The following is a 23,062-nucleotide window of genomic DNA, read 5'->3' on the forward strand; positions in this document are numbered from 1 at the left end:
CCGTCAATGAAAAATTAACCATCAATCCGCACCATGGCCTTGGAAATGAGGGAGCTTAGCATGGCTTCTGTTCGCAGGCGGCTGGAGCAGGTTTTCTTTGTCGTTTACGTCGCGGCCATCGTCGTCGGAACGACGATGGAAGCAATGTCGCAACTCGCGGCGCGCTAGGTTCCACCCAGATTTAGACGTGTTCGTACACCGTCCGTCCGCCGACGATCGTTCGGGTCACGCGGCCCGAGAAGCGGGCGTCGTCGAACGGCGTATTCTTGCACAGCGATTTGAGGTCGTCGCGATCCAGCACCCAGGGGGTGTCGGCGTCGATCACGATCACGTCGGCCGGGGCGCCGGCGCGTAGCGTGCCGCCGGCCAGGCCGAGCAGTTCCGCCGGCCGCGTCGACATCGCCCGGATCAGCGTCTTGAACTCCATCTCGCCATTGTGGATCAGCCGCAGCGCCGCCGGCAACATGGTCTGCAGGCCGACCGCGCCGCTCGCCGCTTCCGCGAACGGCAGCCGCTTGACCTCGACGTCCTGCGGATTGTGATCGCTCATCACGACGTCGATCAGCCCGGAGGCGAGCGCTGCGACCAGCGCCTTGCGGTCTTCCTCGGTGCGCAGCGGCGGCGCCAGCTTGAGGAAGGTGCGGTACGGGCCGATGTCGTTCTCGTTCAGCGTCACGTGGTTGATCGAGACCGAGGCCGAGACGTTGTGGCCGCTGTCGCGGGCGCGCTTGAGGATCTCCAGCGACTCGGTCGAGGTCAGCGACGCCGCGTGATAGCGGCCGCCGGTCAGCCCGGCGAGCCGCATGTCGCGCTCGAGCATGATCGACTCGGCGGCGGTAGGGATGCCGGCGAGGCCGAGCCTTGTGGCGAATTCGCCCTCGTTCATCACGCCTTCGCCGACCAGATGCGGGTCCTCGGTGTGATGCACGATCAGCGCGTCGAAATCGCGGGCGTAGGTCAGCGCGCGCCGCATCACCTGGGCATTGGTGACGCTGCGGTCGCCGTCGGTGAAGGCGACGGCGCCGGCGGCCTTCAACAGGCCGATCTCGGTCATCTCCTTGCCCTGCATGCCCTTGGTCAGCGCCGCCATCGGGTGGATGTTGACGATCGCGGTGTCGCGGGCGCGGCGCAGCACGAAGTCGACGGTGGCCGAATTGTCGATCACCGGCGAGGTGTCGGGCTGGCAGATGATGGTGGTGATGCCGCCGGCGGCGGCGGCCTGGCTGGCGGAGGCGAAGGTCTCGCGGTGGCTGGCACCGGGCTCACCGACGAAGGCGCGCATGTCGATCAGGCCGGGGGCCACGATCTTGCCGGCGCAATTGACGATGTCGGTGCCTTCGGGAACGCCGGCGGCACCGATGCCGCGCTTGGCGTCACGGATCACGCCGTCGGCGATCAGCACGTCGCCCGGACCGTCGAAGTCGCGGGACGGATCGATGACGCGGGCGTTGGCGAGCAGGATGGGGCGGCGGTCTGTCAGCATGGCGTCACGCGTTCGGCAGGTTGCGGGCGAGCGCTTCGAGCACCGCCATGCGCACCGCCACACCCATTTCAACTTGTTCACGGATCAGCGATTGCGCGCCGTCGGCGACGAAGGTGTCGATCTCGACACCGCGGTTCATCGGGCCCGGATGCATCACCAGCGCGTCCGGCTTGGCATAGCCGAGCTTCTTCTGGTCGAGGCCGAAATAGTGGAAATACTCGCCCGACGACGGCACGAAGGAGCCGTTCATGCGCTCGCGCTGCAGCCGCAGCATCATCACGATGTCGGCGCCGTTCAGGCCCTCGCGCATGTCGCGCGCGACCTCGACGCCCATCCGCTCGATGCCGGGCGGCAGCAGCGTGGAGGGGGCCACCACGCGGACGCGGGCGCCCATCGTGTTGAGCAGGAAGATGTTGGAACGCGCGACGCGCGAATGCAGCACGTCGCCGCAGATCGCGATCGTCAGCCCCTCGATCCGGCCCTTGTTGCGCCGGATGGTCAGCGCATCGAGCAGCGCCTGGGTCGGGTGCTCGTGGGCGCCGTCGCCGGCGTTGATCACGGAACCGTCGACCTTGCGCGCCAGCAGCTCGACCGCGCCGGAGGCGTGGTGGCGCACCACCAGGATGTCGGGGTGCATCGCGTTCAGCGTCACCGCGGTGTCCATCAAGGTCTCGCCCTTGCGGGTCGACATCGATGACACCGACATGTTCATGACGTCGGCGCCCAGGCGTTTTCCGGCGATCTCGAACGAGGACTGGGTCCGGGTCGAGGCCTCGAAGAACAGATTGACCTGGGTGCGGCCGCGCAACGAGGCGCGCTTCTTGTCGACCTGGCGGTTGAGCTCGACATACTCCTCGGAGAGGTCGAGCAGGCCCGTGATGTCGTCAGCGGAAAGGCCCTCGATGCCCAGCAAATGCCGGTGACCGAGGACAAAAGTCGATTTCAATGATGGGGTCATTAAAGCGAGAGCTATAGGCGCGGATGGCCGGTGGGGCAAGCGCGAAGAGGGGCCGGATGAGTTTTCCCCGAGTAAGATGCGGCCGCCTTCTCGGCCGCCAGACCCGCCCTTGCGGCGGGCACCGATGGCTTGCTTTTGCCGGTCGTTCCGGAACAAGACGTGGATGGCCGGGACCAGCCCGGCGGCTGCGCCGGAGCCGGAGCTCGTGAAAATTGTCGTGATCCTCATCGCTGTTGCGGGCTTGGTCTCACCGGCCCTGGCCCAGGGCCTTCCGGGCGACTTCGCGTTCCTGCGCGACATCGATCCGACCATCATCCAGGACATCCGCTACGCCGGCGCGAACAACTTCATGGGCCGGCCGATCGCGGGCTATGGCGCGGCGGAATGCGTGGTGAAGCGGGACGTCGGGCTTCGCCTGAAGGCCGTGCAGCGGGAACTGGCGCCACAAAAGCTGTCGCTGAAGATGTTCGACTGCTACCGGCCGGCCCGCGCGGTCGCCGACATGGTGGCGTGGTCGAAGAACGGCAGGGAGACCGCCGCCGAGCGGCGCTACAACCCGGCGTTCGCGAAGGCGGACCTGTTCCGTCTCGGCTATATCGCCACCCACTCCGGCCATTCGACCGGGGCGGCAGTCGATCTCACGCTGGTCGATCTGACCGCGGACAATTCGGGCAAGTTCGATCCCGCCAAGGACTACGCCGACTGCACCGCGCCGGTCGCCGCGCGCGCGCCCGAAGGCAGCGTCGATATGGGCACCGGCTACGATTGTTCCGACGCGAAGGGGCATACCGCCGCCGGCGCGATCACACCGGCGCAGCGACGCTGGCGCAACCTTCTGGTCGCGGTGATGGCCCGGCAGGGATTTGCCAACTACTCGAAGGAATGGTGGCACTTCTCGCTGCCGAGGGCCGGCGGGCCGGCCTACGATTTCCCGATCACCCGCTCGCACTAGCGGCTGGATTTTCCTCAAATCCGAGGCATCGCGGCAACACAAAGCTTGCCATCGCTGAAGTAGCTGAATGCGTGTTCAACACTCCTTAATTGCGGCCGTATCAAGTGCGCGCATTGCGGGAGCAGAAAACATGCGTTGGGCTGTTGTCATTGTTGCCGTCGGTGCGTTCGGCATCGCGATCTACGACCAGTACGACAAGGGCGCGAACTATCAGCGCGTCGATGCGCGCATCAGCAGCGTCAACGAGCAGTGCTATCTGGAAAAGGTCGAGCGCGGCGTCATCACCAAGACGACGTTCACGTCCGACCTGACTCGGTGCGAAACCGCCGAGCTGCTGCGGAAGGAGCATCCGAAGTGGCAGGGCTATCACGTGAACCACAAGATCGAGGTGCGCGTGGTCTACGTCTCGCCGGTCGATGGCGTCTCGCACCAGTCGAGCCTGGAGATGTCGTACTTTCCCAGCGGCAAGCCGCTGCGCGCCGGCGACGTGTTTCCGGTGCTGGCCTCCAAGACCAAGGCGGACAAGACGCGCATGATCTGATCGTCGCGGCGGTTTGGGAGCCTCACCATGCGTATCGGCGTCTACGGGATGATCGCCATCGGCCTTGCCAGTTTCTATGCCTATCGCGAGTTCGACAAGCGGGTGAACTTCCGCCCGATCGACGCGCGCGTCAGCAGCGTCAAGGAGCAATGCTACATGGAAAAGACGGAGGGAAATCGGAGCTCGACGTCCGATCTCCTGCCGTGCGAACTGACCGAGCTTCTGGCGCGCAACCATCCGAAATGGCAGGGCTACGAGATCAAGCACAAGATCGAGATCCGGTTTGCCTACATCTCTCCGGCGGACGGCGCTGCGCACGAGTCGAACATGCAGTTCGCTGAATATCCGGATAACCGGCAACTGAGCAGCGGCGACATTTTCCCTGTCCAGGCTTCCCGCAAGGAGGCGAACCGGACCCGCGCCAGCGACTGGGTCGACCGCTGGCTCGGACGCCATGCGCCCAGGCACGGAAGCATCTAGCAGCGGGCGCATTTTTCGCTGCCCGGTGCCCGCCCGCGGGCTTATGATCCCCCGATTCCACCGCGCCACGATTGGCCGTGATCCCGGCCGCCGGGCCGTTGTCCGGGCCGCATGCGCGCGGCGAGGCTCAACCGAGAGGAGACCATGACGCAGGCTCCGTTTGCCACCCACGACGTCTTCAACCAGTCGCCGCCCTTCTGGGATGTCGACCTGTTCGCAGCGGATGCGCCGCTGGTCGCCGCGGTGGCCGCCAATGGCGGGGCGGCGTCCGCGGCAGAGCTGTCGGATTTCGGCAAGCACTGGGGATCGGCCGTCATGGCCGAGCGCGGCCGCGTCGCCAACGAGAATACGCCGAAGCTGCGAACCTTCGATGCCAGGGGCAATCGCCGCGACGAGGTCGAGTTTCATCCGGCCTATCACGAGCTGATGGCGCACTCGGCCCATGCCGGCGTGCACAACTCGACCTGGACTGCCGACGGCAAGCCGGCCGGCGGCGCGGCCGAGGTGGTGCGCGCGGCAAGGTTCTATATCGCCTCGCAAGTCGAGACCGGCCATCTCTGTCCGATCACGATGACGCGCGCCTCGGTCGCGGCGCTGGCCTCGCAGCCCGACATTCTGGCGAAGACGATGCCGGTCATCGGCACGCGCGCGTACGATCCGAGCTTTGCGCCATGGTGGACCAAGCGCGGCATGACCCTCGGCATGGGCATGACGGAAAAGCAGGGCGGCACCGATGTGCGCGCCAACATGACGCGCGCCGAGCGCGACGGCGGCTTCTATCGCATCACCGGGCACAAATGGTTCATGTCGGCGCCGATGTGCGACGCATTCCTGGTGCTGGCACAGGCCGAGCAGGGGCTGAGCTGCTTCTTCATGCCGCGCTTCGCGCCCGATGGCACGGTCAATGCGATCCACTTCCAGCGGCTGAAGGACAAGCTCGGCAACCGCTCCAATGCCTCGTCGGAGGTCGAATTCCACGGCGCCCATGCCGAATTGATCGGCGAGGAGGGCAAGGGCATCCGCACCATCATCCAGATGGTGCAGCTGACGCGGCAGGATTGCGCGATCGCATCCGCCGGCCTGATGCGCTCGGGGCTGGCGCATGCGCTCAATCACGCGCAGCACCGCAGCGTGTTCCAGAAGCATCTCGCCGACCAGCCGCTGATGCAGGCGGTGTTGTCGGACATGGCGCTGCATGTCGAGGCATCGATCGCACTGGTGATGCGGCTGTGCCGCGCCTTCGACTATGCGCCGACCGATGCGGGCGAGGCCGCCTATATGCGGCTATTGACGCCGGCGATCAAATACTGGACCTGCAAGAGCGCGCCTGGCTTCCTCTACGAGGCGATGGAGTGCCTCGGCGGCAACGGCTATGTCGAGGAGGGCATTCTGGCACGGCATTACCGGGAGTCGCCGGTCAACGCGATCTGGGAGGGCTCAGGCAACGTGATGTGCCTCGACGTGCTCCGCGCGCTCGGCCGCGAGGCCGATGCCGCGCTCGCCGTGCTGCGCGCGCTCGCCGACGAGACCAAGGGGCTGCCTGGCGCCGCCGAGACGGTTGCCTCGATCGGACAATCCTTCCGTCGGCCGGACAGCGAGCGCGTCGCCCGGCTTGCGGTCGAGAAGCTGGCGCTGCTGGCCGCCACCGCGGCGCTCAACCAGGTCTCGCCGAAAAACGCCGAATTGTTCGCGGCGACACGGCTTGTCGAACGCCACGCCGGCATGTACGGCGCGGTGGACCTCTCCGATGCCGATCAGCGCGCGCTGCTGGCGCGGGCGCTGCCCTGAAGGTTTGCTCATGGACGCACTCAATCCCGGTACTCCACCGCCCGCTATCGATGCTCTGCCACGCCCACCGCGGGTCTGGAAGTTCTGGGGCACCGCGCTGTGGGGGCTTTTGATCTTCGTTGCGATGTTCGTCGGCCAGATTGCCGTCGTCATCTACCGGATCATCGCGCAGGGCGGAGAACTGTCGGCGGCCGGCATCACCCATGTGGTCGCCGACGGACTGACGATCTCGCTCTCGGTGCTCGCCGGCCTGCCGATGGTGCTGCTGGCGCTGTGGTTCGCGATCCGCCGCACCGGGATTCCGTTCGCCGACTACCTCGGGCTGCGCGGCACGTCGTGGAAGAATGTCATCATCGGCGTCGTCGCGCTCGGCGTGTTGGTCGGCGCCTGGGACATGGTGTCCCGCGCCGCCGGCCGCGAGGTGACGCCGGGCTTCATGGGCGACGTGCTGAAATCGGCACAGGATCACAGCGCGCTGTGGCTGCTGGTGATCGCCTTTGCCGTGGCCGCGCCGCTCTGGGAGGAGCTGTTCGCGCGCGGCTGGCTCTATCGCGGCTGGTCGGAATCCAGGCTCGGCCCCTATGGCGCGATCCTGCTGTCGTCGATCGTCTGGACCGTTATGCACCTGCAGTACGACTGGTTCTTCCTGTGCGAGGTGCTGTCGATCGGCCTCCTGTTCGGCTATCTGCGCTTCCGCACCGGTTCGACCTGGCTGACCATCCTGCTGCACGGTCTGAACAATTTTGCCGCGACGCTCCAGACCTGGTGGCTGGCGGGCTGAGCGTTCGATATGCTAGGTTGAGCCTAGGCCCACCTTCGCTGCAAAATTGTTGCAAAAACATCCACATGTCGAACTTCGAAAATGCCGGCGCACGGACACCTGCCTCGGCGCCGCCACCGCGAACCTGGGACTTCATGGAGACGACATTCGTCACCCTGGTCGCCTACGGCATTTATATGCTGGCAGGAGGTGTAGCCGCGACATTCATCGTCGGTCTGCAAGACGGCGTAGCCAAGATGTCGCCGGCTCAGTTTCAGGACTTCGCAGCCCAAGGGCGATGGTTCGGCCCGGTCATTGCCGTCGCGAGCCCGTTGACGATCGCTGTGCTCTGGATCGCGATCCGAAAGGCCGGCCGCGGGTTCGCCGAATATCTTGCGCTCAACTGGCCGAGCAGGAGCGAGGTGGTTCGCGCTCTGGTCATTACGGCGATCATATTGGGCGCCGAGACCATGAGCGAATTCCTCGTCGGTTCAGAGAATGGCACGCCCGACTCATTTCTGATTGTTAAAGGACCTGGCGGGTTACTGGGCCTCCTCATTGCTGTGTGCATTGCCGTGCCGATCATGGAAGAGTTCATTTTCCGTGGATTCACGTTTCGCGGTTGGTCGGAGTCGTTCCTTGGTCCGCCCGGAGCCATCGTCCTTACGTCGATCGCATGGGCGATGATCCACACTCAGTACGATTGGTTCGGGCGCTTCTGGATATTCGTCTCAGGTCTTGCGCTCGGCCATTTCCGCTGGCGCAGCAACTCGACGTGGCTGGCAGTCATTGCGCATTCGGCGATGAACGTAGTCAGTTTTCTCTCGACCGGCCCTTACACCTAGGTTTCGCCTGCAACCGGGGCAGTCACGATCGGTATCGTGATGGCCGCCGGATTTGTCTGCAGCTTCACGATCCGGAACCGGCAGCGCGTCGTCGCCGCCTAGCGTTGACGAAGAGGGTGTCAGCGGCCCCCTCGAGTGCTATGATCTAGATCAATGAATGAGCGCGGGCCGGACCGAAACCAGGCAGCGGCGGCTGCCGTCGTGCGAGCTCTTGTCATGGCCATTTTGATCCGAACTCTGCTCGCCAGCGTGGTCGCGCTGGCGTCTCTCGGCGCCATCACGCAGCAGGTGCGCGACCAGGGCGTCACCGATACCGAAATCCGCATCGGCAATCTCATGCCGTATAGCGGCGCGCTGGAGATCTTCGGCCAGATCGGCAAGGCGGAAGCCGCCTATTTCGAGATGGTCAACGAACGCGGTGGCATCAATGGCCGCAAGATCCGCTTCATGTCCTACGACGATCTGTCGGATGCTTCCAACGCCATGGATCTCACGCGCATCCTCGTCGAGACCGACAACGTGCTCTTGATGTTCGGTTCGTTCGGCGCGCCGGAGAACCTTGCCGTGCGGAAGTATCTCAACGAACGCCAGGTCCCCCAGCTCTTCGTTGCCTCCGGCGATCAGGATCTCAGCGAACCGTCGCGCTATCCGTGGACCATGGGCTGGCAGCCCTCCTACCGCGAGGAGGGACGCATCTACGCCAATTACATCCAGGCTTTCTATCCCGGAAAGAAAATCGTGGCGCTCTGGGAGAATGATCAGTTCGGCCGCGAATTGTTCAAGGGATTGGTGCAAGGGCTGGGTGACGTCGCCCACAACATCAGGGTCGACATCGCCTATGATGCCGACGATCAGCATCTGGACGGCCACATATCGATCCTGAAGCAATCGGGAGCGGAGGTGTTCGTGTTTGCCGGCGTGCCGGAAAATGCCTCGAAGGTGATCCGCGCCGCGGCCGAACACGGCTGGCGGCCGGTGTTCATCGTGAACCAGATGGCGTCGTCGATCGAGACGGTGCTCAAGCCGGCCGGCGCGGAGAATGCGACCGGGGTCGTCACCGCCGCCTTCCTGAAGGATGCGAGCGACCCGGCCTGGCGGGAAGATCAGGGCGCCTGGCACAGCTTCCTGGACAAGTACACGAAGGCCGGCGGCAAGGATGACGCAGCCGCAGTCTATGGCTATGCGGCGGCCGAAACGCTGGTCCAGGTGCTCAGGCAATGCGGCAACGATCTGTCGCGCGAAAACGTCATGAAGCAGGCCGCGGCGCTCAGGGACTATCAGGCATCCGCCTTGCTGCCCGGCATCAAGATCAACACCACGCAGTTTCGCCCGGTCGAGCAATTGCGGTTGCTTCAGTTCGATGGCCGCAGCTGGCAGCCGATCGGCGACGTGCTCGACACGGCGTTCACAGGCTCCAGCGGGAAATAGCGACGATCAGCGAAAGCTCGACGAGCGTGCTCCAGTCCGCCAGGCTGCGAGGAGCCTTTCGACGTTGGCGTCGATACCTTCGCCGGTGTCCAGCTCAAGGTCGTAGACCTTGCCGGCATGAATGGTCTCGTAGTCGCGCCTTGCACTGCCCGCCGGCCGGTCGCCGCGCCGCTTCTCCCGTTCGATCAGGACATCAAGCGGGCAATGCACGGCGACGAAGAACACGTCGTGGTCGGCGAGCAAGTCGCGCAGCGTCTCGAGCCATCCATCGGTATCCAGAATATGCTCCAGGATGAGGCTGTTGCCCGCGTTCGCATATGCGGCCAGCGACGCGTGGGAAGCCGTCGAAAAAGGCATGTCTTGCATCCTTCCACGCGAATTCGCCGCTTTGGAAGCGACTCATCGGGAGAACGCCGGAATCCCGCAGATGATCGATCGAGATATGCCAGAATGGCTTTTCGATACGAGCCTGCAGGGCCTTGGCGATAGTCGATTTCCCGCTGCTCGATGCGCCATGCAGAAAGATGATCTGCGCCATCGCAGCGCCGCCTAAGGCCCGACCGCGGCGATCACGATCGGCATCGTGATTGCGGCCAAAATCGTCTGCAGCGTGATGATCTGGGCGAGCAGGGGGGCGTCGCCGCCCATCTGGCGCGCCAGCACGTAGGCCGACGGCGAGGTCGGCACCGCGGCGCAGGCCGCGACGATGGCGAGATTGGCGCCGGTGACGCCGAACCACACCGCGAGCGCGACGGTCAGCACGGGCATCGCGACCAGCTTCAGGACCAGCGCGACGCTGGCGGCGAGGCTAGGACGGAAGATGCCTTCCAGATGCAGCCCGGCGCCGGTGACGAGCAGGCCGATCGCCAGCGACGAGCCGCCGAGCGCGTCGGCGACGTCGTGCCAGATCTTCGGCAGCGGGACATGTGCGACATTGATGGCGAGCCCGATCACGCAGGCCCAGATCAGCGGGTTCTTCACGACCGTCATCGCGATGGCGCCGGTGGACCGCTTCCCGGACGAGGCATATTTCGCCAGCACGGCGACGCTGAAGACATTGACCAGCGGAATGATCGCGACCATCGCGACCGAAGCCAGCGCAAGTCCGACCTTGCCATAGAGATTGCCCGACACCGACAGCGCGACATAGGTCTGCCAGCGGGTGGCGCCCTGGAAGATCGAGGAGAAAGCGGGGCCGTCGACCCCGGCGCGGGCGAGCGGGGCTCGCAGCGCAAGACACAGCAGGCACATCACGAGCGCCGCGAGCAGCAGCGCGCCGCCGACGCCCGCGACCGGCACCTTGGTCAGATCGGCCTTCACCAGCGTCTGCACCAGGAGCACCGGGAACAGCACGTAGTAAGTGAGCTGCTCCAGTCCGTGCCACTGGGTATCGAGCCGCATCAGTGTGCGTCTCAGGATGAAGCCGAGCACGATCAGCAAGAACACCGGTAGCAGGGCCGCGATCACCACGGCCATCGTCAGCGGTCTCCGCGCAGCTTCGCGAGCCGGTCGAGTGCGCCCTGCAGGATGAAGATCGCGGCGTGCTCGTCGATCACCTCGGCGCGGCGGGCGCGGCTGACGTCCATCCCGATCAGCTCGCGCTCGACCGCGGCGGTCGACAGCCGCTCGTCCCACAGCCCGATCGCCAGCGCGGTGAGGTTTGCGAGATTGCGGGCGAAAGCCCGGGTCGATTGCGCGCGCGGCCCTTCGCTGCCGTCCATATTGATCGGCAGGCCCAGCACGAAGCCCACGGCACTGCGCTCGGCCGCGATCGCGAGCAGCCGCGCCGCGTCGGCCTTGAACTGCTTGCGCTGGATGGTCTCGACGCCGGTCGCGAGCCGCCGGTCCGGATCGGAGACGGCAACGCCGATGGTCTTGGTGCCGAGGTCGAGACCGACGAGCGCGCCGCGCTCGGGCCAGTGCGGCGCAGCTTCGATCAGGGGGAGAATAGGGGCGGGCATGGCGCTAGCGCTTAGCACGCACCCGCGCGCCGAGGCAAAGCCCGACGGCGGGCGGCCGTCCATGCGAAAACGCCGGTCAGGCGGCAATCACCCGATCGTTGCCGGAAAGGCACGCGGCAAGTCCCTGCAACGCGCTGTATTGATGTGCGGTGCGGCGCTGGATGAACAGCGTCTCGACCTGCGCATGGTGCGGATTGAGCTTGTGGATCTTGATGTCGCGCTGGACATGATCGCGCTCGACCACCGCGCGCGGCAGCAGCGTCACGCCCATATCGGCGGCGACGCACCCGACCATGCCGTCGAGCGTGCCGAGCTCGAAGCGGGCGGCCGACGGCCAGCCGAACTCGGTGAACACCTGTTCGAGGCGTTGCCGGTAGGTGCAGCCGGTGCGGAACACAAGCGCGGTCGGGCCCGACTCCGCGGTGCCGGCGCGCAAGGCGGCGAGCGATGTCCAGCGCTGCGCGGTGACGAGCACCAGTTCCTCGGTGAAGGCCGATGTCGCTGACAGTTCGGCATGCTCGATCGGACCGGCGACAAAGGCACCATCGAGCGAGCCGTCGAGCACGGCGGCGACGAGATCGGCAGTCGGCGCGGTGCGCAAGGTCAGGCGCACCGCCGGATAGCGGCGATGAAACTCGGCAAGCAGCGTCGGCAGCCGCACCGCGGCGGTGGTCTCCATCGAGCCGATCGACAGCGGCCCCTTCGGCTCGCCGTCGTCGCGCGCGGCAAGCACCGCTTCGCGCGACAACGCCGCCATGCGCTGCGCATACGGCAACAGACGGCGGCCGGCGCCGGTCAGCGACATGCCGCGGCTGTGGCGCTCGAACAGCGCCGTGCCGATCTCGGCCTCCAGGGCCTTGATGCGCTGGGTGACGTTGGACTGCACGGTGTTCAGCTCGTCGGCGGCCCGGGTGATGCCGCCGAGCCGGGCGACCGTCGAAAAGGTGAGCAGGTCGATCAATTCCATCTGGGACCACCGTTTCATTTTAGAGATGGTAGCGTTCTCTAGTATTCATTTTCCGAGAATGTTAGGCCCGCTTAGGCTACGAGTCCAGAACCGTAGGCAGAGCAGATCAGGGAGCCACGCATGCCGATCGGCACCGAATTGACGGCACGTCTGGACATCGCGCATCCGATCCTGCTGGCGCCGATGGCGATGATCACGGGGAGCCGGTTGGTCATGGCCGTGAGCGACGCCGGCGGCCTCGGCATTCTCGGCGGCGGTTATGGAGACCGGGCCTGGCTCGAGGCGGAGACTGCGGTGCTCAGGAACTATCGCCGCCCGTTCGGGATCGGTTTCATCACCTGGAGCCTTGCCCAGCAACCCGAGCTGATCGACATCGCGCTGGATGCAAAGCCGCGCGCGGTGATGTTGTCATTCGGCGATCCCGCGCCGTTCGCGCCCAAGATCAAGGCCGCAGGCGCGCTGCTGATCTGCCAGGTGCAAAGCGAGGACATGGCGCAAGCGGCGCTGGATTGCGGCGCCGACATCCTGATCGCACAAGGCACCGAGGCGGGCGGTCATGGCGCCTCGCGCACCACGCTCGATATCGTGCCTGCGATCATCGATTTCGCGGCAGGGCGCGTGCCTGTCGTCGCGGCCGGTGGCATCGCTGATGGCCGTGGCTTAGCTGCGATGACGATGCTCGGCGCATCCGGCGTGCTGATGGGAACGCGCTTCTATGCCAGCGTCGAGGCCGACGCGCCGGAGCGGGCGAAGCAGCTGATCTGCGCAGCAAAGAGCGGCGAGACGGTGCGCGGCGTGGTGTTCGACTGGTCGCGCAAGCTGATGTGGCCGGCGCCGTTCACCGCGCGCTCGCTCTCCAACGACCATCTGCGACGCTGGTCTGGCCGCGAGATCGAACTGATGCAGCGCGCGGACGAGATCGCGGTGGAATACGCCGCCGCGAGGGCCGCGGCTGATTTCGATATTGCCGCGGTATTTGCCGGCGAGTCCGTCGGCCTGATCCATGATATTGTTCCCGCGGCCGAGATCGTCGGCCGCGTCGTCGCCGAGGCCGAGCAGTCGTTGCAGGGCCGGCGCAACTCTCTTTCCTCTTTGACGTGAACAAGCGTGAGACACACCATGTGGCCCGACCGCCGGATTATCGACCTCTTCAAGACTGAATTCCCGATCGTGCTGGGGCCGATGGCGGGTGTGATGGATGCGGAGCTTGCGGCCGCGGTCGCGCAGGGCGGCGGTGTGGCCTCGCTGCCGTGTGCGATGATCACGCCGGACAAGGCGCGCGAGCAGGTCCACATCTTCCGCCAGCGCGTTTCGGCACCGATCAACCTGAACTTCTTTTGTCACAAGGCGGTCGATGCCGATCCGGCGCGCGAAGCGATCTGGCGGCAGCGGCTCGCACCCTATTATCGGGAGCACGGGCTCGACCCGAACGCGCAAATCAATGCCGCGAACCGCGCGCCGTTCGATGCCGCGTTCTGCGCTGTTGTCGAGGAGCTGAAGCCCGAGATCGTCAGCTTCCATTTCGGCCTGCCGGAGCCGAAGCTGCTTGAGCGCGTGAAGGCGACCGGCGCCGTCATCCTATCGTCGGCGACGACGGTCAGGGAGGCGATCTGGCTCGAGGAGAACGGCGCCGATGTCATCATCGCGCAGGGTGCGGAGGCCGGCGGCCATCGCGGCATGTTCCTGACCGAGAACATCGCCGAGCAGCCGGGCACTTTCGCGCTGGTGCCGCAGGTGGTCGATGCGGTGAGGGTGCCCGTAATCGCCGCCGGCGGCATCGCCGACGGGCGCGGCATCGCGGCGGCGTTCGTGCTCGGCGCGTCCGGCGTGCAGATCGGCACCGCTTATCTGCGCTGCCCGGAGTCCAAGGTCATTCCGGCGGCGCGGGTGATGCTGGCGCAGGCGAGCGATGAATCGACCGTCATCACCAATGTGATGACCGGCCGCCCGGCGCGCGGGGTCGCTAACCGTGTGATGCGCGAGGTCGGCCCGATCTCGCCGGATGCGCCGGCGTTCCCGCACGCGGCAACCGCCCTCGGGCCGCTGAAGGCGGCTGCCGAAAAACAGGGCAAGGTCGATTTCACCAATCTCTGGGCCGGGCAGGCGGTGCGGATGGGTAAGGAGATGCCGGCCACTGAGCTGACCCGCGCGCTGGCGGGTGCTGCACTGGCACGGATGGCCGCGCTGTCTCAGGCCTGACGCGCGGGCTCGCTCCGGATGATCTCGAGATGCTCGGTCGCGAGCCTGCGATAATGCGCGGCCATTTCCTTGTAATGCTGCCGGGAGATCGGATCCGTGGCGCTCTCGGCGCGGCGCTCGAACATCTCGGCCTTTTCCTGCAGAGCTTTTGCCTGGGACATGGCCATGGCTCCTCGCTCAGACCAGGCAGGCGACGTAAAGGATTGCGATCCCCAGCACCGTGCCGATCGACCACAAAGCGGGGTCCCAGCCCTCCGGCCGGGGGCGGCTTTCCTGCATTTGCATGACGCGCTCCGAACTTTTCTGTTTGGGGTGAGTAGGCGCCGGCAATGTTTCCGGACGACTTCGTGGCGGGCGCGAAGTGGTTTCGTCGCAGGCTTTTGCGACCCGAATGCACGCCGGAATGTCTCGCTCGGGCGCCGGACAGGGTGCCGAAGCCGAGGGGGCGCCGGATTCGTGTGGTTGCGGCGCAAAACCGGCCTCTGCTATACGGCGGGCTGACCCTTAAAGCCTGACCTTTGGGACCCGAGGCCCTATATAATGTCCGTAGACGCCACAACCGTTCGCCGCATCGCGCATCTGGCGCGGATCGCGGTCAGCGACGCCGAAGTTCCCCATCTCCAGGGCGAGCTGAACGCGATGCTGGCCTTTGTCGAGCAGCTGTCGGAGGTGAATATCGACGGCGTCGAGCCGATGACCTCGGTGACGCCGATGGAGATGAAGAAGCGCGCCGACGTGGTCAATGACGGTGACAAGGCCGACGACATCGTCCGCAATGCGCCTGACGCGACGAACCACTTCTTCCTGGTGCCGAAGGTGGTGGAGTAGTTCTCTGTTCTGGGACGATGGCGATGTGTCTGCTCTGCGACGATGAGAAGGCCTACAAGGCCTATATGGACTTCCTCGATGCGATGGAGCGCAAGGGGAAGGTCGCCGATCCCAATGCGGCGATGGACGCCGTGCTCGACCATCTCGAGGCGCTCGATGCCGAACGCGCCAGGGAGAACGCCCAGAGAAATATGAGCCCTCGGCAAGACGACCCCGCCAACGACAAGACCCTGTCTCCGTTCTTCTGCAGCCCGATCAATAAATGACCGATTTGACATCGCTGACGATCGCCGAGGCCCGCGAGGGCCTGGCGAGCAAGTCTTTCACCGCCCGCGAACTGACTGACGCGCATCTTGCCGCCATCGAGGCCGCGCGCGTGCTCAATGCCTATGTGCTGGAGACGCCGGACCGCGCCCGCGACATGGCGAAGGCGGCCGACGAGAAAATTGCAAAGGGTGAGGGCGGGCCGCTCGCCGGCATACCGCTCGGCATCAAGGATCTGTTCGCGACCCGCGATATCCGCACCACGGCGTGCTCGAAGATCCTCGGCAATTTCATTCCGCCCTACGAGTCGACGGTGACCTCGCAGCTCTGGCGTGACGGCGCGGTGCTGCTCGGCAAGCTCAACAATGACGAGTTCGCGATGGGCTCGTCGAACGAGACCTCGTGCTTCGGCCCGGTCACCAATCCGTGGCGGCGCGAGGGCAGCAACACCACGCTGGTGCCGGGCGGCTCGTCCGGCGGCTCGGCCTCGGCGGTGGCGGCACTGCTCTGCATGGGCGCGACCGCGACCGACACCGGCGGCTCGATCCGCCAGCCCGCGGCGTTCACCGCGACCGTCGGCATCAAGCCGACCTACGGCCGCTGCTCGCGCTGGGGCATCGTGGCGTTTGCATCCTCGCTCGATCAGGCCGGCCCGATCGCCCGCACGACGCGCGATGCTGCGATCCTGATGCGCTCGATGGCCGGTCACGATCCCAAGGACACCACGTCGGTCGACATCGCGGTGCCGGATTACGAGGCCGCGATCGGCAAGTCCGTGAAGGGCATGAAGATCGGCATTCCGAAGGAGTATCGCCTCGACGGCATGCCGGCCGAGATCGAGAAACTCTGGAGCGAGGGCGCGCAGTGGCTGAAGGCCGCCGGCGCCGAGCTCGTCGAGGTGTCGCTGCCGCACACCAAATACGCGCTGCCGGCCTATTACATCGTGGCGCCGGCGGAGGCCTCGTCGAACCTCGCGCGCTATGACGGCGTGCGCTATGGGCTGCGCGAGCCGGCCAAGAACATCATCGAGATGTATGAAGGCACCCGCGCCGACGGCTTTGGCGACGAGGTGCGCCGGCGCGTTCTGATCGGCACCTATGTGCTCTCGGCCGGCTATTACGACGCCTATTATCTGCGTGCGCAGAAGGTGCGGACGCTGATCAAGAAGGATTTCGAGGACTGCTTCGCCAAGGGCGTGAATGCGATCCTGACGCCGGCGACGCCGTCGGCGGCGTTCGGCATCGGCGAGAAGGGCGGCGCCGATCCGGTCGAGATGTATCTCAACGACATCTTCACGGTGACCGTGAACATGGCGGGCCTGCCGGGCATCGCCGTGCCCGCGGGCAAGGACACGCAAGGCCTGCCGCTCGGCCTGCAACTGATCGGCCGTCCGTTCGACGAGGAGACGCTGTTCTCGCTCGGCGAGGTGATCGAGCAGGCGGCCGGCCGGTTCGCGGCGCCGAAATGGTGGTGAGCGATGGCGGATTTCCGCGCCAGTCTCGCTGACGCTGCGCCGGATCACGCGTTGTCGCCGCCGCTCGCCGCGTTGTGGTGGGCGAGGAAGGGCGATTGGGACCAGGCGCACCGCATCGTGCAGGACGAGAGCGACGCCAATTCGGCCTGGGTGCACGCCTATCTGCATCGCGTCGAGGGTGATCTCGGCAATGCCGGCTACTGGTATCGCCGGGCCGGCCAGCCGGTCGCAAAGGACACGGTCGAGGCCGAATGGGAGCGGATTGTTTCCGCGCTGTTGGCCTCGTGAGTATCAGAGCATCGGTGCCAAGTGCGGTGTCTTGGCACCGCGAGCATTAACCTTGTTTCGGCCGCCATGCCGCCGCCCAGATTGGCCGTGATAGGCTGGTGGAACCGGGCGGGGGCCAGCGGCAAAGAGAGTATTCGTGCGTGGGTCGGGCATAGGGGGATGGCTGTCAGCGCTGCTGGTGGCTGCGGTGGCGGTGGGCCTTGCCGGCTGCGCCTCCGTCTACAATCTCCCGGGCAACGTGCCGCTCGGTGCCGCGGCTGCCGACATCAACGGTGTCAGCGATATTCCAAGCTATGAAGATGACCTGCTGCTCGCGCTGTCGTTCTCCGGCGGCGGCACGCGCGCGGCGGCGTTCTCATTCGGCGTGCTTGAAGAGCTCGACCGGGTGCGCTCCAGCGCCGCCGGCACCAAGACGCTGCTCGACCGCGTCGACTTCGTTTCCGGCGTCTCCGGCGGTTCGGTCACCGCGGCCTATTTCGGATTGAAGCGGCGTGCGGCGCTCGACGATTTCCGCGAACGCTTCCTGCTGCGCAATGCCGAGGAAGGACTGAAGACCAGGATCTCGCTCGGCAATATCGGGCGCGCGCTCGGCGGTGGCGTCAACGACAGCCAGTTCACCGACTGGCTCGATCAGAACCTATTCGATGGCGCGCGGTTCGAGGCTTTGCCCGACGACCGCCGGCCGCGGGTCTGGATCAACGCCTCCGACATCTACAACCGCACGCCGTTTGTGTTCGGCAAGACCTCGTTCGACGCGCTGTGCAGCGACGTCCGCTCCTATCGTGTCGCCGAAGCGGTGGCGGCATCAGCTGCGGTGCCGCTGGCGTTTGCCCCGATCGTGCTGCAGACCTATCCCGGCGGCTGCGCCGCGCCGCTGCCGGCCTGGCTCGACCGGGTGCGCAACGATCCGAACGCGCAGCCGCTGCTGCGCTCCTATGCCGAGGCCCAGGCGCGCTACCGCGACGGCTCGATGCGCTACGTCAAGCTGCTCGATGGCGGCCTCGTCGACAATTACGGTCTGTCGGGGCTGAGCATCGGCCTGCTCGCCGCGCAACGTCCCTATGAGCCGCTGAGCGAACGGCAGGCCGCCAAGCTGAAGCGCATCCTGTTCCTGGTGGTCGATGCCGGCCGCGGCATCTCCGGCGACTTCGTGCAGACGCTCGAAGGGCCGAACGGCGTCGAGCTGGTGTCGGCGGCCGCCGACACCGCGATCGATGCCAGCGTGCGCTCGAGCTACGCCGCCTTCACGGCGCTCGCCAACGACTGGTCCGGCAAGCTGAAGCACTGGCGCTGCGGCCTGTCGGCGGCGGATCGCACCCGGCTCGGCGTCGGTACGGGGTGGAAGTGCGGCGATGTCGCGATCTATGTCGAGCGGCTCGGCTTCGACCGGCTCGGATCGGAGCGCGCCGGCATCCTGAATGCGATCCCGACCCGGCTGTCGCTGCCGCCGGAGCAGGTCGACCAGCTGATCACCGGCGGCGCGGACGCGCTGCGCTCGAGCAAGGCCTATCAGCAGTTCCGGCGCGGGCTCTGATCTGCGCCTCAATGCGCCGGTACGGGGCGCAAGGGGACTGCAAGAGGAGCGCAAGGCGGCTTGACTGCCGCGGTTGGTTGCGCGAAGCCCAATCCCTCCCAGATATCACTTTATCCGGAAACCGAGATCCATGACCGCATCAGCCGCCCCGCATAAACTGATCAAGAGCGCCACCGGCGATTGGGAGGTCGTGATCGGCATGGAGATCCATGCCCAGGTCACCTCGAACTCAAAGCTGTTCTCGGGCGCATCGACCGAGTTCGGCGGCGAGCCCAACTCCCATGTGTCGCTGGTCGATGCCGCTATGCCGGGCATGCTGCCCGTGATCAACGAGGAGTGCGTCCGCCAGGCGGTGCGCACCGGTCTCGGGCTGAATGCCAAGATCAATCTGCGTTCGGTGTTCGACCGCAAGAACTACTTCTATCCCGACCTGCCGCAGGGCTACCAGATCAGCCAGTACAAGTCGCCGATCGTGGGCGAGGGCGAGGTGTCGCTCGAGCTCGACGGCGGCCGCAGCGCCACGATCGGGATCGAGCGGCTGCATCTGGAGCAGGACGCCGGCAAGCTGCTGCACGACCAGTCGCCGACGATGACCTATGTCGACCTCAACCGTTCCGGCGTCGCGCTGATGGAGATCGTCTCCAAGCCCGACATCCGCGACGCCGAGCAGGCCAAGGCCTACGTCACCAAGCTGCGTTCGATCCTGCGCTACCTCGGCACCTGCGACGGCGACATGGAGAAGGGCAGCCTGCGCGCCGACGTCAACGTCTCGGTGCGCCGCTACGGCGAGACCGCGTTCGGCACCCGCTGTGAAATCAAGAACATGAACTCGATCAACTTCATCGGCCAGGCGATCGAGTATGAGGCGCGGCGCCAGATCGAGATCATCGAGGACGGCGGCTCGATCGACCAGGAGACCCGGCTGTTCGACCCGAACAAGGGCGAGACACGCTCGATGCGCTCCAAGGAGGAGGCGCACGACTACCGTTACTTCCCCGATCCCGATCTGCTGCCGCTCGAATTCAGCCAGGCCTTCGTCGATGAACTCAAGGCGCAGCTGCCGGAGCTGCCGGACGAGAAGAAGTCCCGTTTTATTACGGGCTTCGGCCTGTCGCCCTATGATGCGAGCGTGCTGGTCGCCGAGCGCGAGAGCGCGGAGTTCTACGAGACGGTGCTCGCTCGTCTTGCCGACAAGGCGCGCGACGGCAAGCTCGCCGCCAACTGGGTGATCAACGAGCTGTTCGGCCGTCTCAACAAGGAGAGCGTTGCGATCGCAGCCTCGCCAGTGTCGGCGGAGCAACTCGCCGCGATCGTCGATCTGATCGGCGAGGGAACGATTTCCGGCAAGATCGCCAAGGACTTGTTCGAGATCGTCTGGCAGGAGGGCGGCGATCCGCGCGCGCTCGTCGAGACGCGCGGCATGAAGCAGGTGACCGACCTCGGCGCGATCGAGAAGGTGGTCGACGACATCATCGCGGCCAATCCCGACAAGGTCGAGCAGGCGAAGGCGAAGCCGCAACTGGTCGGCTGGTTCGTCGGTCAGGTGATGAAGTCGTCGGGCGGCAAGGCGAACCCGCAGGCGGTCAACGACCTCTTGAAGTCGAAGCTCGGCATCTGAACGAACAGGACAATGATGTTGTCCTTGGAGCATGATCCAGTCGGATCATGCTCCGGCGTCGCCATCGTAGGCGTCGTCGCGCGCGCGTGAACGCGGCGTGATCCTGCCTCACAGCCGCCCTCGACGGTCACGCTGAGGCCCTCGGCGCCGAATCGACGAAGCTGCGATTCGTTCGCGAATTCGCCTTGGACGACCTCAAACGAGGCAAAAGCCGTCTTTCCCACGAAAATTTTTTCGTTGCCAAAAATTACGACTCGGCGTCGGCGACGCGCCGCTTTTCGTCTTCGCTCGCGACTCATCGCAACGACGATCTCGCGTCGATCGCTTCAATGCGAATTCAAGAAAAGCCTACAAAAGAAGGCATTTCCTGCAGCGTTGACAAATGGCGATGTCGGCGGCTGTTGCGTTTCTTGCATCGTCGCGCGAATGACGTGTCGATTTGAACGGCGGCGCGGGCGGTGCGCACTGCCATCGCTGCGTCAACACTTCCTTAAGCGGGACACTGTTTTTTTCGGTCTGTTGGTGTATTCGGGAAGTAGTGCATATCGATTCCCGAGTGCACGCAGCGAAGTAAGAGCCATCTCACATACTGGAGGGCAACATGGCTAAGAAGGCAAAGAAGGCGAAGAAGGCGAAGAAGGCCAAGAGCGCAGTGAAGAAGACTGCGAAGAAGACCCGCAAGGTCGCCAAGAAGAAGTAAGCCTCTCGCCTTGAGAGGATTGCCGGCGGCTTCACGCCGGCACGTCGCGAGAGCCAGCGGACGGACTGCTGAGAGGCACATCCCACCCCAAGGCTCTGGCTGACGAAAGAGGGTGTCGGCGAGACATCAGGTCAAACGGCTGGATCGAATTTCGGAGAGGGCAACCTTCCCAAAACCGGTCCGGCAGAAGAAACAGAGATTTCTTCGTTCGGTGCGGAGCCCGCTTGGTTCCGCAATTTCACCGGCGACAATGCCGAGTTGAAATCTGGTCCTGACGTGTTCGCCGACCCCCTCGTTCCGGCGGCCCGCGCAGTCCGCGCCCGGCAGCCACTTTCCCCATTCCATTTTCAGGATCGACGTTGGGCCTGACGGCCTCGCGTTCCTTTGCGCGTCCGGCCGCTCTGCGGAGCGTCCACCCGACGTGGCAGCCTGCCGCCGACCGATCGATTGATCACATGCGCCAGCGACCGGACCGGCCGGCGCCCGCGGCCATTGTCCGCGATGGTTATCGTTGTCCGAAACAGCAGGGTAAACCGGCGTTCACGAATGCAAGGAAGTGCCTGCGGCACAGGCACTTTTGCGATTCCGGCGAACGCTGCCGGCTGCCCGGATTTACATCCCGTTCATCGCGATACTTAAACCGCTCTTCAAATTTGATGGGCCATGATCATCCCAACAAGCCGGCAACCGGCGAGCGGTGATCCCCAGGGATCAACGCGGGGCATGATCCAAAGGATCAGCGCGGGGCATGATCCCAAAGGATCAGCTCGGAGATAACAGGGTAGCTTAACAGTGGACGGGGGCCGCGCTCGGGGGAGGGCGGCCAACAATAAAAAGGGGAATGACGACAATGTTTCAGGGGGTCATCGATCAGGAAAGCGCTGTCCCGGTTGCCGCGACCGCAATCCAGGACGTGCTGTTCGAGCGCGGCATGTATTGGGCGAGCGGCCGCTCCGGCGTGGTCAACCTCGTCGCGGCGCACAAATGGTTCAACCTGGCGGCGCTGAAGGGGCGTACCGACGCGATCGCGCATCGCCGTGAAGTCGCCGAGCAGATGTCCGACGTCGAGATTGCTGCCGCCCAGCGCGAAGCCCGCGCCTGGATGACGACGCACTAAGCAAGTCACCGATATCATCGAGCTGGGAGCCTCGGCTCCCTCGCTCCATCTAGAACCAGTATCGCGCCGCGTAGACCGCGGTCATCAGAACCCCGGCGGCGATGACGAACTGCCGCACGATCTGAGCCGGCAGGATCCGGATCAGGTAGCCGCCGGCATAGCCGCCGATCATGGCGCCGAGCAGCATCGCCGAGGTCTCCGGCCACCGTACGGCTCCCTGCATGATGAAGATCAATGTGGCGGCGAGCGAGACGCAGGTCGCCAGCAGGTTCTTCAACGCCTTGATCGCCCTGATGTCGTTGGGCTCCGTGATCGAGAGTACCGCGGTCAGGATGACGCCGAGCCCGGCGCCGAAGAACCCTCCATAGACGCACGCCAATCCCAGGACAGCACCGCTCGTGCCGGTCGAGGGCAGAGCTGCGGCTTTCTGATGTCCGGTGGTCCACGCCTGGATCTGTGGCGCGAAGGCAAACAGCAGCGTTGCGAACGCGATCAGGGCCGGCACCGGCAGGACGAACAGCCGCTCGGGAAGCAGCATCAGGATGCCGGCGCCGGCCGCGCCGCCGATCGTGGAGACGGCGACGAAGCTGACGCTACGCCGCGTCGGCGGTGGCAGCTTGCCACGATCGGCGAGCGCTGCGATCAAATGCCCCGGCGAGATCGCTACCGCATTCGACGCATTGGCGACGACGGCCGGCAGGCCTGCGGCGAGCATCGCCGGAAAGGTGATGAGCGTCGCGCCGCCCGCCAAAGCGTTGATGATGCCCCCCGCGCCGCCGGCCGCGAGCAGCAGAAGACTTGTCGGCGTATCCATCCTTCACCCCAGTGCAGGGCGAGCAGGCTAGCGCCGGAGCCGCGGTCGGTCTGGAACGTCTGT

Annotated in this window: 25 protein-coding genes and 1 pseudogene; 17 read left to right on the forward strand and 9 right to left on the reverse strand. The window is 65.4% G+C overall.

Translation table 11 applies throughout. From position 1 onward, the window contains the following. Positions 1-181: 181 nt before the first annotated feature. Entirely contained in the window at positions 182-1,483 is a 1,302-nt protein-coding gene (locus XH92_RS21975; protein WP_194461021.1) for a dihydroorotase, read from the reverse strand. Between the two features lie 4 nt (positions 1,484-1,487). Further along, positions 1,488-2,441, reverse strand: coding sequence for an aspartate carbamoyltransferase catalytic subunit (locus XH92_RS21980; protein ID WP_194461022.1), 954 nt, complete (start codon positions 2,439-2,441; stop codon positions 1,488-1,490). Between the two features lie 163 nt (positions 2,442-2,604). Here XH92_RS21980 and XH92_RS21985 point away from each other — a divergent pair, with 163 nt between their 5' ends. The 7 genes from XH92_RS21985 to XH92_RS22015 all read left to right on the forward strand — a co-directional run bounded on the left by XH92_RS21985 (position 2,605) and on the right by XH92_RS22015 (position 9,235). Further along, on the forward strand, positions 2,605-3,393 hold the full coding sequence (locus XH92_RS21985) for a M15 family metallopeptidase (protein ID WP_194461023.1): 789 nt from the start codon (positions 2,605-2,607) through the stop codon (positions 3,391-3,393). 130 nt (positions 3,394-3,523) lie between these two features. Beyond that, complete coding sequence (locus XH92_RS21990; protein ID WP_194461024.1) at positions 3,524-3,934, forward strand: hypothetical protein; 411 nt, start codon at positions 3,524-3,526, stop codon at positions 3,932-3,934. 27 nt (positions 3,935-3,961) lie between these two features. Then, positions 3,962-4,414: a hypothetical protein gene (locus XH92_RS21995; RefSeq protein WP_194461025.1), complete on the forward strand. Its 453-nt coding sequence runs from the start codon at positions 3,962-3,964 to the stop codon at positions 4,412-4,414. Between the two features lie 144 nt (positions 4,415-4,558). Next, positions 4,559-6,202, forward strand: a complete 1,644-nt coding sequence (locus XH92_RS22000; RefSeq protein ID WP_194461026.1) for an acyl-CoA dehydrogenase family protein — start codon at positions 4,559-4,561, stop codon at positions 6,200-6,202. Between the two features lie 10 nt (positions 6,203-6,212). Then, entirely contained in the window at positions 6,213-6,983 is a 771-nt protein-coding gene (locus XH92_RS22005; protein ID WP_194461027.1) for a CPBP family intramembrane glutamic endopeptidase, read from the forward strand. A 65-nt stretch (positions 6,984-7,048) separates the two neighbouring features. Further along, entirely contained in the window at positions 7,049-7,807 is a 759-nt protein-coding gene (locus XH92_RS22010; protein ID WP_246788523.1) for a CPBP family intramembrane glutamic endopeptidase, read from the forward strand. Between the two features lie 216 nt (positions 7,808-8,023). Further along, complete coding sequence (locus XH92_RS22015; RefSeq protein ID WP_194461028.1) at positions 8,024-9,235, forward strand: ABC transporter substrate-binding protein; 1,212 nt, start codon at positions 8,024-8,026, stop codon at positions 9,233-9,235. Between the two features lie 6 nt (positions 9,236-9,241). Here XH92_RS22015 and XH92_RS22020 read toward each other — a convergent pair whose 3' ends face one another. From XH92_RS22020 to XH92_RS22035, 5 genes and pseudogenes are all read right to left on the reverse strand, one after another. Next, positions 9,242-9,592 (reverse strand): chloramphenicol phosphotransferase CPT family protein, encoded by a 351-nt coding sequence (locus XH92_RS22020; protein ID WP_256437675.1) that lies wholly within the window; start codon positions 9,590-9,592, stop codon positions 9,242-9,244. A 70-nt stretch (positions 9,593-9,662) separates the two neighbouring features. After that, positions 9,663-9,773: pseudogene (locus tag XH92_RS43645) on the reverse strand (chloramphenicol phosphotransferase); the annotation flags it as partial. A gap of 11 nt (positions 9,774-9,784) precedes the next feature. Then, positions 9,785-10,711, reverse strand: a complete 927-nt coding sequence (locus XH92_RS22025; RefSeq protein ID WP_194461029.1) for an AEC family transporter — start codon at positions 10,709-10,711, stop codon at positions 9,785-9,787. 2 nt (positions 10,712-10,713) lie between these two features. Continuing rightward, the gene (gene ruvX, locus XH92_RS22030) at positions 10,714-11,196 is read right to left on the reverse strand and encodes a Holliday junction resolvase RuvX (RefSeq protein ID WP_194461030.1); all 483 of its coding nucleotides are present in this window, start codon (positions 11,194-11,196) and stop codon (positions 10,714-10,716) included. 76 nt (positions 11,197-11,272) lie between these two features. Further along, positions 11,273-12,163, reverse strand: coding sequence for a LysR family transcriptional regulator (locus XH92_RS22035; RefSeq protein ID WP_194461031.1), 891 nt, complete (start codon positions 12,161-12,163; stop codon positions 11,273-11,275). Positions 12,164-12,283: 120 nt separating this feature from the next. Between XH92_RS22035 and XH92_RS22040 the strand changes: the two genes are divergently transcribed. Together XH92_RS22040 and XH92_RS22045 are read left to right on the forward strand one after the other, a co-directional pair. Beyond that, a complete protein-coding gene (locus XH92_RS22040; protein WP_194461032.1) occupies positions 12,284-13,264 on the forward strand; it encodes a nitronate monooxygenase family protein in 981 nt (326 codons plus the stop codon). 18 nt (positions 13,265-13,282) lie between these two features. Further along, the gene (locus XH92_RS22045) at positions 13,283-14,362 is read left to right on the forward strand and encodes a nitronate monooxygenase family protein (RefSeq protein WP_194461033.1); all 1,080 of its coding nucleotides are present in this window, start codon (positions 13,283-13,285) and stop codon (positions 14,360-14,362) included. Here the strand turns inward: XH92_RS22045 and XH92_RS22050 are convergent. Beyond that, positions 14,353-14,523 carry a hypothetical protein gene (locus XH92_RS22050; protein WP_194461034.1) on the reverse strand — a complete coding sequence of 57 codons (171 nt, stop codon included), beginning with the start codon at positions 14,521-14,523 and terminating at the stop codon, positions 14,353-14,355. The genes XH92_RS22045 and XH92_RS22050 overlap by 10 nt on opposite strands. Before the next feature lie 379 nt (positions 14,524-14,902). Between XH92_RS22050 and gatC the strand changes: the two genes are divergently transcribed. The 8 genes from gatC (at position 14,903) to XH92_RS22090 (ending at position 22,185) form a co-directional block, all read left to right on the forward strand. Next, positions 14,903-15,190: an Asp-tRNA(Asn)/Glu-tRNA(Gln) amidotransferase subunit GatC gene (gene gatC, locus XH92_RS22055; protein ID WP_194461035.1), complete on the forward strand. Its 288-nt coding sequence runs from the start codon at positions 14,903-14,905 to the stop codon at positions 15,188-15,190. A gap of 23 nt (positions 15,191-15,213) precedes the next feature. Continuing rightward, positions 15,214-15,456: a hypothetical protein gene (locus XH92_RS22060; RefSeq protein WP_194461036.1), complete on the forward strand. Its 243-nt coding sequence runs from the start codon at positions 15,214-15,216 to the stop codon at positions 15,454-15,456. After that, positions 15,453-16,928, forward strand: coding sequence for an Asp-tRNA(Asn)/Glu-tRNA(Gln) amidotransferase subunit GatA (gatA, locus tag XH92_RS22065; protein WP_194461037.1), 1,476 nt, complete (start codon positions 15,453-15,455; stop codon positions 16,926-16,928). The genes XH92_RS22060 and gatA overlap by 4 nt, the downstream gene beginning before the upstream one ends. Positions 16,929-16,931: 3 nt before the next feature. After that, positions 16,932-17,216 carry a hypothetical protein gene (locus XH92_RS22070; RefSeq protein ID WP_194453999.1) on the forward strand — a complete coding sequence of 95 codons (285 nt, stop codon included), beginning with the start codon at positions 16,932-16,934 and terminating at the stop codon, positions 17,214-17,216. 172 nt (positions 17,217-17,388) lie between these two features. Then, a complete protein-coding gene (locus tag XH92_RS22075; RefSeq protein ID WP_194461376.1) occupies positions 17,389-18,750 on the forward strand; it encodes a patatin-like phospholipase family protein in 1,362 nt (453 codons plus the stop codon). 130 nt (positions 18,751-18,880) lie between these two features. Beyond that, entirely contained in the window at positions 18,881-20,368 is a 1,488-nt protein-coding gene (gene gatB, locus XH92_RS22080) for an Asp-tRNA(Asn)/Glu-tRNA(Gln) amidotransferase subunit GatB (protein ID WP_194454000.1), read from the forward strand. A 185-nt stretch (positions 20,369-20,553) separates the two neighbouring features. Further along, positions 20,554-20,811, forward strand: a complete 258-nt coding sequence (locus XH92_RS22085) for a hypothetical protein (protein WP_194454001.1) — start codon at positions 20,554-20,556, stop codon at positions 20,809-20,811. A gap of 1,107 nt (positions 20,812-21,918) precedes the next feature. After that, positions 21,919-22,185 (forward strand): hypothetical protein, encoded by a 267-nt coding sequence (locus XH92_RS22090; protein ID WP_021078341.1) that lies wholly within the window; start codon positions 21,919-21,921, stop codon positions 22,183-22,185. A gap of 49 nt (positions 22,186-22,234) precedes the next feature. Here the strand turns inward: XH92_RS22090 and XH92_RS22095 are convergent, their stop codons facing one another. After that, a complete protein-coding gene (locus XH92_RS22095) occupies positions 22,235-22,999 on the reverse strand; it encodes a sulfite exporter TauE/SafE family protein (RefSeq protein WP_194454002.1) in 765 nt (254 codons plus the stop codon). Positions 23,000-23,062: the final 63 nt, after the last annotated feature.

Source organism: Bradyrhizobium sp. CCBAU 53421, assembly GCF_015291625.1.
GTDB lineage: Bacteria > Pseudomonadota > Alphaproteobacteria > Rhizobiales > Xanthobacteraceae > Bradyrhizobium.

Bases quoted from the DNA above. Each gene is read 5' to 3' on its own strand.
- XH92_RS22070 (WP_194453999.1), top strand. From the start codon at position 16,932: ATGGCGGATTTCCGCGCCAGTCTCGCTGACGCTGCGCCGGATCACGCG.
- XH92_RS22020 (WP_256437675.1), bottom strand. From the start codon at position 9,592: ATGCCTTTTTCGACGGCTTCCCACGCGTCGCTGGCCGCATATGCGAAC.
- XH92_RS21995 (WP_194461025.1), top strand. From the start codon at position 3,962: ATGCGTATCGGCGTCTACGGGATGATCGCCATCGGCCTTGCCAGTTTC.
- XH92_RS21985 (WP_194461023.1), top strand. From the start codon at position 2,605: ATGGCCGGGACCAGCCCGGCGGCTGCGCCGGAGCCGGAGCTCGTGAAA.
- XH92_RS22000 (WP_194461026.1), top strand. From the start codon at position 4,559: ATGACGCAGGCTCCGTTTGCCACCCACGACGTCTTCAACCAGTCGCCG.
- XH92_RS22010 (WP_246788523.1), top strand. From the start codon at position 7,049: ATGTCGAACTTCGAAAATGCCGGCGCACGGACACCTGCCTCGGCGCCG.
- XH92_RS22060 (WP_194461036.1), top strand. From the start codon at position 15,214: ATGTGTCTGCTCTGCGACGATGAGAAGGCCTACAAGGCCTATATGGAC.
- XH92_RS22095 (WP_194454002.1), bottom strand. From the start codon at position 22,999: ATGGATACGCCGACAAGTCTTCTGCTGCTCGCGGCCGGCGGCGCGGGG.
- XH92_RS22040 (WP_194461032.1), top strand. From the start codon at position 12,284: ATGCCGATCGGCACCGAATTGACGGCACGTCTGGACATCGCGCATCCG.
- XH92_RS22035 (WP_194461031.1), bottom strand. From the start codon at position 12,163: ATGGAATTGATCGACCTGCTCACCTTTTCGACGGTCGCCCGGCTCGGC.
- XH92_RS22090 (WP_021078341.1), top strand. From the start codon at position 21,919: ATGTTTCAGGGGGTCATCGATCAGGAAAGCGCTGTCCCGGTTGCCGCG.
- gatC (WP_194461035.1), top strand. From the start codon at position 14,903: ATGTCCGTAGACGCCACAACCGTTCGCCGCATCGCGCATCTGGCGCGG.
- XH92_RS21990 (WP_194461024.1), top strand. From the start codon at position 3,524: ATGCGTTGGGCTGTTGTCATTGTTGCCGTCGGTGCGTTCGGCATCGCG.
- XH92_RS22025 (WP_194461029.1), bottom strand. From the start codon at position 10,711: ATGGCCGTGGTGATCGCGGCCCTGCTACCGGTGTTCTTGCTGATCGTG.
- XH92_RS21975 (WP_194461021.1), bottom strand. From the start codon at position 1,483: ATGCTGACAGACCGCCGCCCCATCCTGCTCGCCAACGCCCGCGTCATC.
- ruvX (WP_194461030.1), bottom strand. From the start codon at position 11,196: ATGCCCGCCCCTATTCTCCCCCTGATCGAAGCTGCGCCGCACTGGCCC.
- XH92_RS22050 (WP_194461034.1), bottom strand. From the start codon at position 14,523: ATGTCCCAGGCAAAAGCTCTGCAGGAAAAGGCCGAGATGTTCGAGCGC.
- gatB (WP_194454000.1), top strand. From the start codon at position 18,881: ATGACCGCATCAGCCGCCCCGCATAAACTGATCAAGAGCGCCACCGGC.
- XH92_RS22045 (WP_194461033.1), top strand. From the start codon at position 13,283: ATGTGGCCCGACCGCCGGATTATCGACCTCTTCAAGACTGAATTCCCG.
- gatA (WP_194461037.1), top strand. From the start codon at position 15,453: ATGACCGATTTGACATCGCTGACGATCGCCGAGGCCCGCGAGGGCCTG.
- XH92_RS21980 (WP_194461022.1), bottom strand. From the start codon at position 2,441: ATGACCCCATCATTGAAATCGACTTTTGTCCTCGGTCACCGGCATTTG.
- XH92_RS22005 (WP_194461027.1), top strand. From the start codon at position 6,213: ATGGACGCACTCAATCCCGGTACTCCACCGCCCGCTATCGATGCTCTG.
- XH92_RS22015 (WP_194461028.1), top strand. From the start codon at position 8,024: ATGGCCATTTTGATCCGAACTCTGCTCGCCAGCGTGGTCGCGCTGGCG.